Source organism: Mycobacterium riyadhense, assembly GCF_963853645.1.
Classification (GTDB): domain Bacteria; phylum Actinomycetota; class Actinomycetes; order Mycobacteriales; family Mycobacteriaceae; genus Mycobacterium; species Mycobacterium riyadhense.
The window spans coordinates 5264630-5278427 of record NZ_OY970456.1; the positions used below are offsets into that span (position 1 = coordinate 5264630).

Here is a 13798-nt window from a genome sequence, read left to right on the forward strand (position 1 = left end):
GATGAGTATGACATTTCCACAGGAGGGCGCCAACCGCAATGTCGGCCCGACGCTGAGAGTGAAACCACCGACGCGACGCGCCGCCAAGGCGTCGCGAGATGCACAGTCGAGGCAGGTTAGGCGGGCACCAAATCCGCCGCGACCGACGGGCAAGCCATCAGCCCGCTGCGGAAGATTTCGGTCAGGCCGATCGACGTCTGGGGCAGCGCAGCCGCCGCCATCGCCTGCGCCTTGAACGTGCGGGCGGCCATGCTCAGCTGATGGGCTACCTGGCCGACGCTGTCATCCAGCTCGGCCGGCCAGGTTTGGCCCCAAAGCGTGACTTCGGTGACGCCATGATTGAGAGCCCCCAGCACCCCGCGCCGCACCCGCGAGTCGCATCCGACAAGATCCGCCGCAGCCGCCAGGGCCTGTGGGCGGGGGCGAGTACTCACCGAGGCCAAAGCGTCTTCGAGGTCGAGCGTCTGCACCCCGAGGATCTGCAGCGGCCGGTCGTCAGCGGGGTCAGCAACCAAAACGGTGACATCCCATCCCGCCATAGCCCGGTCGAAGAGCCACCCGCCGGCGAACTGCACCACGTCGGCGACGCTGGGTGCGACGACGTCGAGTCGGTATCTCATGTCGTGCTCGACGGGGAAAAGTCGCGCGCCAGTGCCTCGGCGTACTCCTTGAACGTCTCGGTCAGCGGTATCGAAGGATCGAGCAGCCATGTCATTTCCATTCCGTGGATGAAGGCGAGAATTTCCACTGCCTTGACGGCGGGGTTTAGATCGGCGCGATACCGGCCGTCCGTCTGGCCGCGGCGGATGGCATCGGCGACGATGTCGGTCGCATCCCGCTGCCGGGCGACCAGCCGGTCATGCAGCGGGGCGTCAGGGTGGATGTTCTCCACGAGCAGCACCGTGAACGTGCCCACCAGTTCGGGTTCCCGATTGAAGCGATCGGCGACCTGGGCGATCTCACCAAGAAGATCGCCGCCACGGTCGGCGTGCGCGTCATCATCGCGGTCACGCGCGTCCAGCACCGCGTGCAGCAACTGCTCCTTGGATGCGAAATGATGCAACAGTCCCGCGGAACTGACCCCGGCTTCCCGAGCAATTTGGGCCAGCGTCGTATTGCGCCAGCCGTTGCGCGACAACAGTCGCTGCGCGACCTCAAGGATCCGTTGTCTGCGGTCCTCCCCCTTGGCGAGAAGGGTGTCGTACAGCCGTGCTTCGGGCACCGCACTCCTCAAAACCCGTCTCACGAGACAACCTACTGAACATACAGTAGGTTAGTTTGCCCGCGCTGACAATAGGCGACGTGCGCACTCCGTTAAGCGACGAGTTCTACCAGCGTGGCGTTGGCCGTGCCGCCGCCCTCGCACATGGTCTGCAGCCCGTAGCGAATCCCGTTGTCGCGCATGTGATGCACCATTCGCGTCATCAACACCGCGCCGGACGCGCCCAGCGGGTGGCCCAGCGCGATGGCTCCGCCCAAGGGGTTGAGCCGACCCGGATCGGCGCCGGTTTCCGCGAGCCATGCCAGCGGCACCGGTGCGAACGCCTCGTTCACCTCAAAGATGCCAACCTCCGATAACGACACACCAGACTTGCGCAGCACCTTCTCGGTCGCCGGAATCGGACCGGTGAGCATGAGCACCGGGTCGGCCCCGGTCACCGCACCCGCTCGGTAGCGCACTATCGGCGTCAACCCCAGCTCCAGCGCCATCGCCGACGTGGTCACCAGCAGCGCGGCAGCGCCGTCGGAGATCTGCGAGGAGTTGCCGGCGTGGATGACACCGTCGTCGACGAATGCCGGCTTGAGGGCTGCCAGTTTCTCGACGCTGGTCCCGCGCCGCACCCCCTCGTCGGCGAGCACGACGGGACCGTCGGCCCCTTCGTCCGGAAAAACCGGCACGATCTGGCCGGTGAAGACCCCGCTGTCCTGGGCCGCGGCGGCCCGCTCATGCGACAAGACGGAGTATTCGTCAAGCTGGCCGCGGGAGAACCCCCACTTCTTGGCGATCATCTCAGCCGACAGCCCCTGGTTGAACGAGAAATCGCCATAGCGGGCAAGGACTTTCGGCCCATAGGGCATCCCGGTCGCCCTGGCCGCACCTAGCGGAACGCGGCTCATGACTTCGACGCCACCGGCCACCACGACGTCTTGTTGGCCCGACATCACCGCTTGCACTGCAAAGTCGAGAGCCTGCTGGCTGGAACCGCACGCCCGGTTGACCGTGGTTCCGGGGATGCTCTCCGGCCAGCCCGCAGCCAGGACCGCGTAGCGGCCGATGTTGCTGGACTGGTCACCGACCTGGGACACACATCCCCAGATCACGTCGTCGATCACCTCAGGCTTGATGCCGGTGCGTTCCAGGAGTTCGTTCAGGACCACCGCGGACAGGTCGGCCGCATGCATTCCGGACAATCCGCCGTTGCGCCTGCCGACCGGGGTACGCACGGCCTCGACGATGACTGTTTCTCGCACGGTCTACTCCGATCAATCCAATCTCGATACGGCCCACCGACCAGTAAACGACGACCCCAGCTGCGCGGTGAAGGCGACATGTGAATCGGGGGCAATCCGACTTCGGCGGGCGGCGCAGATTCCCCCCGCGTCTTGTGCTTAAGCGCGGCCGCAATTGGGTACCTCCTGATCACCGCTAGACAAGGGACGGGGGATGTTTGGGATGAACTTTTCGGTGTTGCCGCCCGAGGTCAATTCTTGGCGGATGTTTGCCGGTGTCGGTTCGGCGCCGATGTTGCAAGCGTCAGCGGCCTGGGATGGTGTGGCCGCGCAGTTGGGTTCCGCGGCGGAGTCCTTCGCGTCGCTTACCTCGGGGTTGACGGGTCAGGCGTGGCAGGGTCCGGCGGCGTCGGCGATGACCGCCGCCGCGGCTCCATACGTGGGGTGGTTGAGTGCGGCCGCGGCGCGGGCCGCGACGGCCTCGACTCAGGCCAGGACGGTGGCTAGTGCTTTTGAAGCCGCGCGAGCGGCAACCGTTCATCCCGCAGCGGTGACCGCCAACCGCAATGTGCTTGTGCAGCTGGTGTTGTCGAACTTCTTTGGACAGAACGCGCCCGCGATCGCGGCTACCGAGGGCGTCTACGAGGAGATGTGGGCCGCGGATGTGGCGGCGATGGTCGGATATCACTCGGGGGCTTCGACGGTGGCCGCCCAGTTGCCGTCCTGGCGGCAGGGGATGGAGATCTTGCCGCGACTGGCGAATAGCGCTCAGTAACTTTTAGGCAACTTGAGCGCGTGTACACCAAGGAAATTCAGGATCATCTCCTGGCTGATCGGCGCAATCTTCATCAGCCGGGCCTCGCGGAAGTAGCGGGCGACGTGATATTCCTCCGCGTAGCCCATGCCGCCGTGGGTTTGCAAAGCCCGGTCCGCGGCGGCAAAGCCGGCATCGGCGCACAGGTATTTGGCGGTATTCGCTTCGCGCCCACAGGGTTTGCCGTTGTCGTAGAGCCAGGTGGCTTTGCGGAGCATCAGCTCGGCGGCGTCCAGCCTGGCCAGCGCGTCGGCCAGCGGGAACTGGATGCCCTGGTTCATGCCGATCGGCCGGCCGAAAACCTCGCGTTCGTTGCCGTACTTCACCGCTTTGTCGAGTGCGACCCTGCCGATCCCTAACGCTTCGGCCGCGATCAGCATCCGCTCCGGGTTCAGTCCGTCGAGGATGTACTGAAACCCCTTGCCTTCTTCGCCAATTCGGTCCTCGACGGGGATCGCCAAGTTGTCGATGAACAGCTCGTTGGAGCTGACGGCGTGGCGTCCCATCTTGGGAATCGGGCGGATGTCGACCCGGCTGCGGTCGAGGTCGGTTAGGAACAGCGTCATCCCGTCGGTCTTTTTGGTGACCTCGTCATAGCTCTTTGTGCGTGTTAGCAGCAGGATCTTGTCGGACTCCATCGCTTTGGAGATCCACACCTTGCGGCCGTTGACGATGTAGCGATCGCCGTCGCGTTTGGCGAATGTGGAGATGCGTGATGTGTCAAGCCCGGCACCGGGTTCGGTCACGCCGAAGCAGACATGCACTTCGCCGGTGGCGACACGGGGCAACGTGCGCGCCTTGAGTTCGTCGGAGCCGTGCACCACCACGGGTTGCATACCGAAGATAGACAGGTGAATCGAGCTGGCGGCATTCATGGCGCCGCCGGATTTGGCAACCTCCTCGAGCAGGATCGTTGCTTCGGTGATGCCCAGGCCATGGCCGCCGTACTGAGTCGGGATCGTCATCCCCAGCCAGCCGCCGTCGGCTATGGCCCGGTAGAACTCGGTCGGAAACTCGTGCGCCTGATCCTTTTCCATCCAATAGTGATCGTCGAACTTACGCGCCAACTCCGCGACCGACCGGCGAATCAACTCCTGATCCTCAGTGAGCTCGAAATTCATGCCACGCACCTTTTTTGAGCGCGAGCAGACGCAAAAGTCCCCGAAATTGGGCAATTTCGGGGACTTTTGCGTTCCCCCGCGAGCGGGAGGTGCCCCCAGCTCGCCACCATTGGTGCGCCTCAGTCCTGGTTGCCGGTGAGCTCTTTCGCGCTGGCCGCAAACTCCGCGAACGACGAACCCGCCCGCTCGCCCTTGTGGTGGCTCAGTGCCCGAATGGACACGTCGTGCCCCTCCGCCGCCTTGCGCAGCGCGCCGACCGTCGCCTGCTCGGGTGTGATGTGGGTGAACGGGTCGAAGGAATACCAGCGCATCGCGTTCTGGTGAGTCATCTTCTTGATCTCATCCTCGGGCACGTTGTTCAGCGACAGAACGTCCCACAGCTCCTCGGGTGCGCCCGGCCACATGGAGTCGCTGTGCGGGTAGTCGGCCTCCCAACAGATGTTGTCGATGCCAATCATGTTGCGTAGCGCCACGCCCACCTTGTCGCTGATGAAGCAGGTCAGGAAATGGTCGCGGAACACGTCGGACGGCAGCTTGTTGCCGAAGTTCTGGTGCGTCCACGTCGAGTGCATCTCGTAGGTACGGTCCGCGCGCTCCAGAAAGTAGGGGATCCACCCGGTGCCGCCCTCCGACAAGGCGATCTTGAGGTCGGGGTACTCCTTGATCGGCCGCGACCAGAGCAGGTCGGCGGCGGCCTGCACGATGTTCATCGGCTGCAGTGTGATCATCACGTCCATCGGCGCATCCGGCGCGGTGATCGCGAGCCGGCCCGAGGATCCGATGTGGATGTTCATCACGGTGTTGGTGTCGCACAACGCTTTCCACAGCGGGTTCCAGTACTCGTTGTGGAAGCTGGGGTATCCCATCGCGGCCGGGTTCTCGGTGAAGGTCAGCGCATGCACACCCTTCTTGGCGACTCGCCGCACCTCGGCGGCGCACGCCTCGGCGTCCCAGATCACCGGTATTGCCATCGGGATGAAGCGCGCGGGATACGCGCCGCACCATTCTTCGATGTGCCAGTCGTTGTACGCCCGCACCAGAGCCACCGAGAAATCGGGATCGTCGGTGGCGAAGAGCCGCCCGGCGAAGCCGGGAAACGACGGGAAGCAAATCGAGGCCAGGATGCCGCCGGCGTTCATGTCCTTGATGCGCTCGTCGACGTTGTAGCAACCCGGCCGGATCTCGTCCAGACCCGTGGGCTCGATGCCATACTCCTCCTTGGGACGGCCAGCGACCGCATTGAGCGCCACGTTCGGAATGACAGTGTCACGGAACTTCCACATGTCGGAGCCGTCGGGATTGTGCACCAGCCGCGGCGCATCGTCCAGGTACTTCGACGACAGGTGATTCTTGAACATGTTTGGCGGCTCGACGGTGTGGTCGTCGACGCTGATCAGGATCATGTCCTCTTTGTTCATTGCCGGTTCCTTCCCAATCTGATCCAGCCGCATGCGCCAAGCCCCCCAAATTGAAAACTATCTTCTCGCGAAGTGAGAATCAACATCCGTGCGGCGGACGCAGATCGGCGCGTGTGCAACGACTAGGCAAATTGCCCGCTTCGGAGCGTTGTCAGCCCAGCCGTCGCCGCAGTGCCACGGCCAGCTCAACGGTTCCGAACGCGTCAGCATTGACCACGAGACCGAATCGTGCAAGTCTATTGGTTGTAAATGAGAATCTGATTCTCTCTTTTGAGAGGGGAGTCCCGGATGCGCCTGCCGCCGTTGCCCGCCGACCAATGGGACGAGGTTGTCCAACGGTCGCTGGCCGGCATGCTGCCCGTGGAGCGCCGCAACCCGCGAGACGCCGGTAACGCGCTGTCGACATTCGTCCACCACCCCGCGCTGGCCAAGGCCTTTCTCGGGTTCAACATCCACCTCTTGTTCAGCTCCACGCTGTCGCCACGTGTTCGCGAGCTCGCCATCCTGCGCATCGCGCATCGTCGCGACTGTGTCTACGAATGGACGCATCACGTCTCCCTGGCCAAGGACGCCGGATTAGGCGACGACGAGATCGCCGCGGTTCGGCGCGGTGACGCCGCCGACGAGTTCGAACGCGCGGTGCTTGCCGGGGTCGACGAACTCGACGCGAAATCCGAGTTGTCCGACGAGACCTGGGCCGCTCTTGGTAGGCGCCTCGACGAACGCCAGCGCATGGACTACGTGTTCACGGTCGGCTGTTACGCGCTACTGGCCATGGCCTTCAACACTTTTGGTGTCGAGGTAGAAGGGTAGATCCGTGCCACACTTTGCCAAACCGGCTGCGGGAAGCTGGACGCAGAATTACCCCGAATTAGGCACTGCGCCAGTGGATTACACCGACTCGGTTGATCCGGCTTTCTTCGATGCCGAGCGCGAGGCGATCTTCAAGCGGACGTGGCTCAATCTCGGTCGTGTCGAGCGACTGCCGCGCACCGGCAGCTATTTCACCAAGGAGCTGCCGTCGGCCGGCAAGGGCATGTCCGTCATCATCGTCAAGACCAAGGACGGGTCGGTCAAGGCGTACCACAACGTCTGCCGACACCGCGGAAACAAACTGGTGTGGAACGATTACCCGCACGAAGAAACGTCAGGGACCTGCCGGCAGTTTACGTGCAAGTACCACGCCTGGCGGTACAGCCTCGACGGCGATTTGACCTTCATCCAACAGGAGGATGAGTTCTTCAACGTCGACAAGCGCGACTATGGCTTGATACCGGTGCGCTGCGAGGTGTGGGAAGGGTTCATCTTCGTCAACCTCGACCAAAGCGCAAAGCCACTCGCGGATTACCTGGGACCACTGGCCAAGGGCATCGAAGGCTATCCGTTCCACGAAATGACCGAGGTCTACTCCTACAAGGCCGAGGTGGGCAGCAATTGGAAGTTGTTCATTGACGCGTTCGCCGAGTTCTACCACGCCCCGGTGCTACACCAAAAGCAATACACCGCAGCGGAAGCCGCCAAGATCCAGAAGCACGGTTTCGAGGCACTGTACTACGAGCTGGCGAGCCCCCACGGGATGATCTCCACCTGGGGCGGCCAATCCCCGCCGCCGGACCTCAATATGGTGAAGCCGATGGACCGTGTCCTGCGCAGCGGACTATTCGGGCCGTGGGACCGGCCAGAGGTCATCGAGAAGCTCGAAACGCTGCCACCGGGTGTCAACCCGGCGAAAGCCAAGCAGTGGGGCATCGATTCGTGGCACTTCTTTCCGAATTTCATGTTGCTGATCTGGGCGCCCGGCTGGTACCTGACCTATCACTATTGGCCGACCGCCGTCGACAAGCACATCTTCGAAACCACACTGTATTTCGTCCCGCCGAGAAACGCGCGCGAACGGTTGGCCCAGGAATTGGCCGCGGTGACGTTCAAGGAGTACGCGCTACAGGATGCCAACACCCTGGAAGCGACCCAGACCATGATTGGCACCCGGGTGGTAAGAGATTTTCCACTGTGCGATCAGGAAATACTGCTTCGCCATCTACACAAGGTGACCGGGGATTACGTCAAGGAGTACCAGAAGAATGACGCTGCCCGCTGAATTCGCCGATCTGGAACCGTTTCTGGATTGGGATCTGGCTACCGAACCCGAGCGCTACGCCAAGCGGTTGGCCTCGACGATGAGCGACATGCAGGCGTTCTACGACGCGGCATTCCCCCGCATGAACGACGTAATCGCCTACTGCGAAAAGTACCCGCTTGACGATCTGCCCGACGACGCACAGACCCTAATGCACATGATGCAATCACTGATCATGGTGTCGTTTCCGGTGGAGGCCTGGAAACAGCCGCGAGTCCCCGACAGCGGGGCGGCCTGGCTGGAGCTGATCAAAGAGCCGGTGATCTAAGAGGTGCTGACGCTCAAGGCAGCCGGGCTGCTCGAGGTCGACGCCGGGGAGATCGTCCGGCCCGGAATCGTGCGGATCGAAGGCGACCGGATCACTGGAGTGGGCGGAGCCGTCGAGGGCGAGTTGATCGATCTGGGCGACCAGATCCTGCTACCCGGGCTGATGGACATGGAGGTCAACCTGCTGATGGGCGGGCGCGGTGAGAAACCGGGCCTGTCACAGGTCCAGGATGACCCGCCGACGCGGATGTTGCGCGCGGTCGGAAATGCTCGCCGCACGCTGCGGGCCGGGTTCACTACGGTGCGCAACCTAGGCCTGTTCGTCAAGACCGGCGGCTATCTGCTTGATGTCGCGCTGGGCAAGGCCATTGATGCGGGCTGGATCGACGGGCCCCGGATAGTGCCTGCCGGGCACGCGATTACGCCCACGGGCGGACATCTCGACCCGACGATGTTCGCGGCCTACGCGCCGCATGTCCTCGACTTAACGGTCGAGGAAGGCATCGCCAACGGAGTCGACGAGATTCGCCGCGCAGTCCGCTACCAGATCAAACACGGCGCACAACTGATCAAGGTGTGCTGCTCGGGCGGCGTCATGTCACTGACGGGCCCGCCTGGCGCCCAACACTATTCGGACGAGGAGCTGCGGGCGATCGTCGACGAGGCACACCGTCGCGGGTTACGAGTTGCCGCGCACACGCACGGCGCCGACGCGGTCAAAAATGCGGTCGCAGCCGGCATCGACTGCATCGAGCACGGCTTTCTGATTGACGACGATGCGATTGCGATGATGGTCGAGCACGGCACCTACCTGGTGACCACCCGGCGCCTGGCGGAAGCGATGGACGTCTCGCACGCTGAGCCCGAACTGCAGGCCAAGGCCGCCGAGATGTTTCCGCGGGCGCGGAAATCACTGTTGGCGGCCTACGAAGCCGGGGTAAAAATCGCGGTCGGGACCGACGCCCCCGCAATACCCCACGGCCGCAACGCCGACGAGCTTGTCACCCTTGCCGATTGGGGCCTGCCACCGCTTGCGGTGCTGCGGGCAGCCACGGTGATCGCCGCCGAGCTCATCGACGCCACCGACCGGGGACGGCTCGCCGAGGGCCAGCTGGCCGATGTCATCGGGGTGCCGGGAAACCCTTTGGAAGACATCACGGTTACCCAAAGTGTCGGCTTTGTCATGAAAGGCGGCAAGGTGTATGCCAACCAGAACTGACGACTTGGTGGAGATCCAACAATTGCTCGCGCGGTATGCGGTCGCGATCACCCAGGAAGACATCGAGGGACTGCTCGGGGTTTTTACGCCCGATGGAACCTACAGCGCGTTCGGTGACACCTACGGCCTGGACCGGTTTCCGGACTTGGTGGCCGCGGCGCCAAAGGGTTTATTTCTCACCGGAACTGCGGTGGTCGAAGTGGACGGCGATTCGGCCAGCGGCACGCAACCGCTGTGCTTCATCGAACACGCGACGCACGACATGCGCATCGGCTACTATCGCGACACCTACTCCCGTACGGCCGACGGCTGGCGGCTGAAGACCCGGGCCATGACCTTTATCCGGCGCAGTGGGGTGCATGACTCGGGCCGTCCGCATGCTGTCGGCCGTCCGGCCCCGTGAATGTTGCGCAGTTCCGGGCGGATTTGAGCGCCTGGCTCGACGAGAATGACCTGACCCCCGGACCGGACCACTCGCTGCAGGGTCAGATGCGTCAGCTCGCCCGGGTGCATGGTGTGCTGTACGAAGCCGGGTGGATGCGCTACGGCTGGCCAGTTGAAGTCGGCGGGTTGGGCGGCCCCGCGCTGTTGCGCGCGATCGTCGGCGAGGAGGTGGTTGGCCGGCGTCTCGCCGAACCGGGCCCGTACTCAATGATCGAAGTCCTTGCACCCACGATGATCGATTACGCACCAGCAGAACTGGCGGCGGAGATGGTGCCGCGGCTGCTCAGTGGACGCGAGCAATGGTGTCAGGGCTTTTCCGAACCGGGTTCGGGCAGCGATCTGGCGTCGCTGTCCACCCGCGCCGTGCCCCATGGCGACGATTGGGTTGTCAACGGGCAGAAGGTCTGGACCAGTTTCGCCCAGTTCTCCACCCGCTGCATCCTGCTCGCCCGCACCGCGCCGGGCCACGACGGAATTACCGCGTTTTTCGTTGATCTGGACACTCCGGGGATTACCATTCGGCCGCTGCGCACCATGCACGGTGTCGACGAATTCTGCGAGGTCTACTACGACGACGTGGTTGTCCCGAGCAGCCGGATGCTCGGCCGGCCTGGGGAGGGCTGGCGGCTGGCGATGGACCTGCTGCCGTATGAGCGCTCGACCTGCTTCTGGCAGCGAATAGCGTACCTTTACTCCCGGCTTGATCAACTTATCGCGGAGGCCTCAGCTCCTGACGAGTTGAACCTCGGCGCAGCGTATCTCGCGCTACACACCCTGCGCTGCCGTTCGCGTGCCACTCAGCACCGGCTTGCCGACGGAGCGCGGCTTGGGCCGGATACCTCCATTGACAAGGTGCTGCTGGCCACCGCTGAACAACGCCTTTACGACACCGTTCGCGACCTGCTTCCCGGAGCTCTCGAGCTCAACGAGACACCGTGGCGGTCGGAGTATCTGTATTCGCGCGCGGCAACCATTTACGGCGGTACCGCCGAAGTGCAACGCAATATCATCGCGCGCCGACTGCTCGATCTCGGGAACGAGTACACATGACAATCGACCCGGAACTGCAGCTGCTTAGCGACTCGTTGCGAACGACGATGGTGGCCGTTACCGGCGCCAAGCTCGACGCGGCGTTGACAGAGCTCGGCTGGCTCGACATGCTCGACGAAATCCCGGACATCGCAATCCCGTTGGTGTTCAGACTGCTCGGCGAGACCGGCGCTCACGCACCCGTCATCAACGATGTCGTGCTGCGCGCGGCCGGGTGTGCGGGCGACGGTATCGTACCGCTGCCCTATGCCGGTGAGTCCTGGGTGGTCTGGGCACGCACCGACGAGGCCACGTTGGCGCTGGACGCCGAGCTGCCAATTCGGCGTGTGTCCGAAGGCGATCCAGTGCCGCTAGCGGCCGGGCGGCGCGCACTGGGCTGGTGGCTGATCGGCACCAGCCGGGCGATGCTCGCACTAGCACGCCAGCATGCCCTGGACCGTGTTCAATTCGGCCGACCGATCGCATCGTTTCAGGCGGTCCGGCACCGGTTGGCCGAGACACTCGTCGCCATCGAAGGCGCCGAGGCAACGCTGCAAGCAACCGACGAATCGGATGAATTCGCTTGCCTGCTAGCCAAAGCCGCGGCCGGCCAGGCGGCATTGACCGTCGCACGGCACTGCCAGCAGGTGCTCGGCGGAATCGGCTTCACCGCCGAACACCAGCTGCACCGCCACGTCAAGCGGTCGTTGACGTTGGACGGCTTGCTCGGCAGTTCGCGCGAGCTGACCCGTGAGGCCGGCGCTCTGGTGCGGGACAAGGGATTCGCGCCACGGCTGGTTGACCTGTAACCCGTGAGCTAATTGCGCGGCAACCCGAGGATGCGTTCGGCGATGATGTTGCGTTGGATTTCCGAAGTACCGCCGGCGATGGTCGCGGCAAAGCTGCGCGCGTACCGGTCGAATCGGCTGCCGTAGTGGCTATCCAGATTCAGCGGCGCGAACGACGAGGTGACCGCGGGATGCACGAGCCCGTCGGCACCCGCCGCAGCCAGCGTGTCCTCGGCGCCGCGTTGCAATGCCTCGGAACCAAGCAGTTTCAGCACCGACTGGGCGGGCACGTCCTCGTCGCCGCGAACGGCCCGTGCCAGAGCCGCCGAGCCCATTAGCCGCAACGCGTGAGCATCCATCACCAGGGTGGCGTAGCGTTCTCGTTCGAGTGCTCCCGATGGGCTGAAATCGACCGTCAGTTGTTGCAACAGGTTGGCGTAATCCATCCACAGCATGGTGCGTTCGTGTCCCAGGGATCCGTTAGCCACCCGCCAGCCGTCGTTGAGCTTTCCGACGAGGTTCTCGGCCGGCACGTGCACGTCGGCGAAGAAGACCTCGTTGAAGTCGACATCGTCGAAAGCGCACACCGACGCGAACGGACGGCGCACCACACCGGGAGTGTCGGTTGCAATCAGCAACGCACTGATGCCCTTGTGTTTTGGCGCCTCGGGATCGGTGCGCACGAACGTCAGCAGGACATCGGCATCGTGGGCACCCGATGTCCACACCTTCTGACCATTGACCACGAACTGATCGCCGTGTAGCACCGCCCGCGTTTTCAGCGACGCCAGGTCCGAGCCTGCGCCGGGCTCGCTCATGCCCAGCGACGCCGTAATCTCGGCCCGCAGAATCGGTATCGCCCAGCGCTGCTTTTGTTCCGGCGTTCCGAAGGTCAACAATGACGCCGCAATGATGCCGACGCCTTGCGGATTGAAACTTGGATAGATCCGTCGGCGCGACAGCTCCTCTAGGTGCACGTATTGCTGCAGCAGTGAAGCGTTGCGACCACCGAACTCCGGTGGATTGCCGGGCAGCAGCCATCCGTTGTCGAATAGCAGCCGCTGCCACCGGCGCGCCCACTCCGGGACATGTGAGCACGACCGCGGCCGCTCGAACCCCTCGGCCTCGTCCGGCAAATGCCGATCAAGAAATGCCACGAATTCGGCTCGGAATGTCTCGACGTCCGCATCAAACGTCAGCTGCACGCGGCTCCTCGGGCTTCCCAAACACACGTTCAAGAGAATAGTATTCTCGTCGTGAGGAAGTTACAATCTCCAAAATGTCGCCCGTGAGGAGGTCGAGCGCAGCAATGGCACGGCGTTCTCCGGTACAGTCCAACCATGTTCTCCCCTCGCGGCAATCACCTGAGCCGCCCGTGACCAACCCCAGCGAAGAGCCGGCCTGGAAGCAGCGCGCCGTCGAGCGGTCCATCAAGACCGCGAAACTGCGGGCAGCGCAGCGCGTTCAGCGCTTCCTGGATGCGGCGCAGGCCATCATCATCGAGAAGGGCAGCACGGACTTTACCGTCCAGGAGGTTGTGGACCGGTCCCGCCAATCGCTGCGGAGCTTCTACCTGCAGTTCGACGGTAAACACGAGTTGTTGCTCGCATTGTTCGAAGACGCCCTGAGTCGATCAGCCGACCAAATCCGCGCCGCCACGGAGAGCCACACCGATCCGCTCGAGCGCCTGAAAGTGGCCGTCGAACTGTTGTATGAGGCCTCACGTCCCGACCCGACGGCCAAACGGCCGCTGTTCACAGACTTTGCACCCAGGCTGCTGGTGACGCATCCGGCCGAGGTCAAGACAGCGCACGCACCGCTACTGGCGTTGCTCACCGAACTCATGGAAGCCGCGGGCGAGGCCGGTGAGTTGCGCGCCGGAATCAATCCCAAGCGGGTAGCGGCCATGACCATGCAGACCGTCATGTTCATCGCGCAGTCCAGCGGTGGATCCGACGACGCGACAATCCACCCCATCACCGCCGACGAGGTGTGGGACTTCTGCTCACACGGATTCACCGCCCCCAGGGCGTGACCGACTGCTAGCTTCGAGCGCCGCTTCACATGCTGAGCGAATACCACACCCGGCCGCGGCAGCGAGAACGCTATT

General features: G+C 63.6%; 14 protein-coding genes and 1 pseudogene. 9 read left to right on the forward strand and 6 right to left on the reverse strand.

What is annotated here, in order from left to right; genetic code table 11:
* Nucleotides 1-116 precede the first annotated feature (116 nt).
* From AADZ78_RS23145 to AADZ78_RS23155, 3 genes are all read right to left on the reverse strand, one after another.
* On the reverse strand, nt 117-620 hold the full coding sequence (locus tag AADZ78_RS23145) for a hypothetical protein (protein WP_085250652.1): 504 nt from the start codon (nt 618-620) through the stop codon (nt 117-119).
* On the reverse strand, nt 617-1222 hold the full coding sequence (locus tag AADZ78_RS23150) for a TetR/AcrR family transcriptional regulator (RefSeq protein WP_085250651.1): 606 nt from the start codon (nt 1220-1222) through the stop codon (nt 617-619). Before AADZ78_RS23150 ends, AADZ78_RS23145 begins: the two co-directional genes overlap by 4 nt.
* A 92-nt stretch (nt 1223-1314) precedes the next feature.
* Nucleotides 1315-2472 carry a thiolase family protein gene (locus AADZ78_RS23155; RefSeq protein ID WP_085250650.1) on the reverse strand — a complete coding sequence of 386 codons (1158 nt, stop codon included), beginning with the start codon at nt 2470-2472 and terminating at the stop codon, nt 1315-1317.
* 202 nt (nt 2473-2674) lie between these two features.
* On the opposite strand from AADZ78_RS23155, the pseudogene AADZ78_RS23160 reads away from it, so the two are divergent.
* A pseudogene (locus AADZ78_RS23160) lies at nt 2675-3208 on the forward strand (PPE family protein); the annotation flags it as partial.
* Nucleotides 3209-3219: 11 nt separating this feature from the next.
* Here the strand turns inward: AADZ78_RS23160 and AADZ78_RS23165 are convergent.
* Both AADZ78_RS23165 and AADZ78_RS23170 read right to left on the reverse strand, forming a co-directional pair.
* Complete coding sequence (locus AADZ78_RS23165) at nt 3220-4386, reverse strand: acyl-CoA dehydrogenase family protein (protein WP_085250649.1); 1167 nt, start codon at nt 4384-4386, stop codon at nt 3220-3222.
* A 119-nt stretch (nt 4387-4505) separates the two neighbouring features.
* Complete coding sequence (locus AADZ78_RS23170) at nt 4506-5804, reverse strand: amidohydrolase family protein (protein WP_085250715.1); 1299 nt, start codon at nt 5802-5804, stop codon at nt 4506-4508.
* A gap of 288 nt (nt 5805-6092) precedes the next feature.
* On the opposite strand from AADZ78_RS23170, the gene AADZ78_RS23175 reads away from it, so the two are divergent.
* From AADZ78_RS23175 to AADZ78_RS23205, 7 genes are read left to right on the forward strand one after another with little or no spacing between them, the layout of a single operon-like run.
* Complete coding sequence (locus AADZ78_RS23175) at nt 6093-6617, forward strand: carboxymuconolactone decarboxylase family protein (RefSeq protein WP_085250648.1); 525 nt, start codon at nt 6093-6095, stop codon at nt 6615-6617.
* Nucleotides 6618-6621: 4 nt separating this feature from the next.
* Nucleotides 6622-7902 (forward strand): aromatic ring-hydroxylating oxygenase subunit alpha, encoded by a 1281-nt coding sequence (locus AADZ78_RS23180; RefSeq protein ID WP_085250647.1) that lies wholly within the window; start codon nt 6622-6624, stop codon nt 7900-7902.
* Nucleotides 7886-8209 carry a hypothetical protein gene (locus tag AADZ78_RS23185; RefSeq protein WP_085250646.1) on the forward strand — a complete coding sequence of 108 codons (324 nt, stop codon included), beginning with the start codon at nt 7886-7888 and terminating at the stop codon, nt 8207-8209. The genes AADZ78_RS23180 and AADZ78_RS23185 overlap by 17 nt, the downstream gene beginning before the upstream one ends.
* 3 nt (nt 8210-8212) lie before the next feature.
* Nucleotides 8213-9427, forward strand: coding sequence for a metal-dependent hydrolase family protein (locus tag AADZ78_RS23190; RefSeq protein ID WP_085250645.1), 1215 nt, complete (start codon nt 8213-8215; stop codon nt 9425-9427).
* The gene (locus tag AADZ78_RS23195; RefSeq protein ID WP_085250644.1) at nt 9411-9830 is read left to right on the forward strand and encodes a nuclear transport factor 2 family protein; all 420 of its coding nucleotides are present in this window, start codon (nt 9411-9413) and stop codon (nt 9828-9830) included. The genes AADZ78_RS23190 and AADZ78_RS23195 overlap by 17 nt, the downstream gene beginning before the upstream one ends.
* Nucleotides 9827-10921 carry an acyl-CoA dehydrogenase family protein gene (locus AADZ78_RS23200; protein WP_085250643.1) on the forward strand — a complete coding sequence of 365 codons (1095 nt, stop codon included), beginning with the start codon at nt 9827-9829 and terminating at the stop codon, nt 10919-10921. The genes AADZ78_RS23195 and AADZ78_RS23200 overlap by 4 nt, the downstream gene beginning before the upstream one ends.
* Nucleotides 10918-11709: an acyl-CoA dehydrogenase family protein gene (locus AADZ78_RS23205; protein ID WP_085250642.1), complete on the forward strand. Its 792-nt coding sequence runs from the start codon at nt 10918-10920 to the stop codon at nt 11707-11709. Before AADZ78_RS23200 ends, AADZ78_RS23205 begins: the two co-directional genes overlap by 4 nt.
* A gap of 8 nt (nt 11710-11717) precedes the next feature.
* Here AADZ78_RS23205 and AADZ78_RS23210 read toward each other — a convergent pair whose 3' ends face one another.
* Nucleotides 11718-12893 (reverse strand): acyl-CoA dehydrogenase family protein, encoded by a 1176-nt coding sequence (locus AADZ78_RS23210; protein ID WP_085250641.1) that lies wholly within the window; start codon nt 12891-12893, stop codon nt 11718-11720.
* Between the two features lie 170 nt (nt 12894-13063).
* Between AADZ78_RS23210 and AADZ78_RS23215 the strand changes: the two genes are divergently transcribed.
* A complete protein-coding gene (locus AADZ78_RS23215) occupies nt 13064-13723 on the forward strand; it encodes a TetR/AcrR family transcriptional regulator (protein ID WP_085250640.1) in 660 nt (219 codons plus the stop codon).
* The last annotated feature ends 75 nt before the right edge of the window (nt 13724-13798 follow it).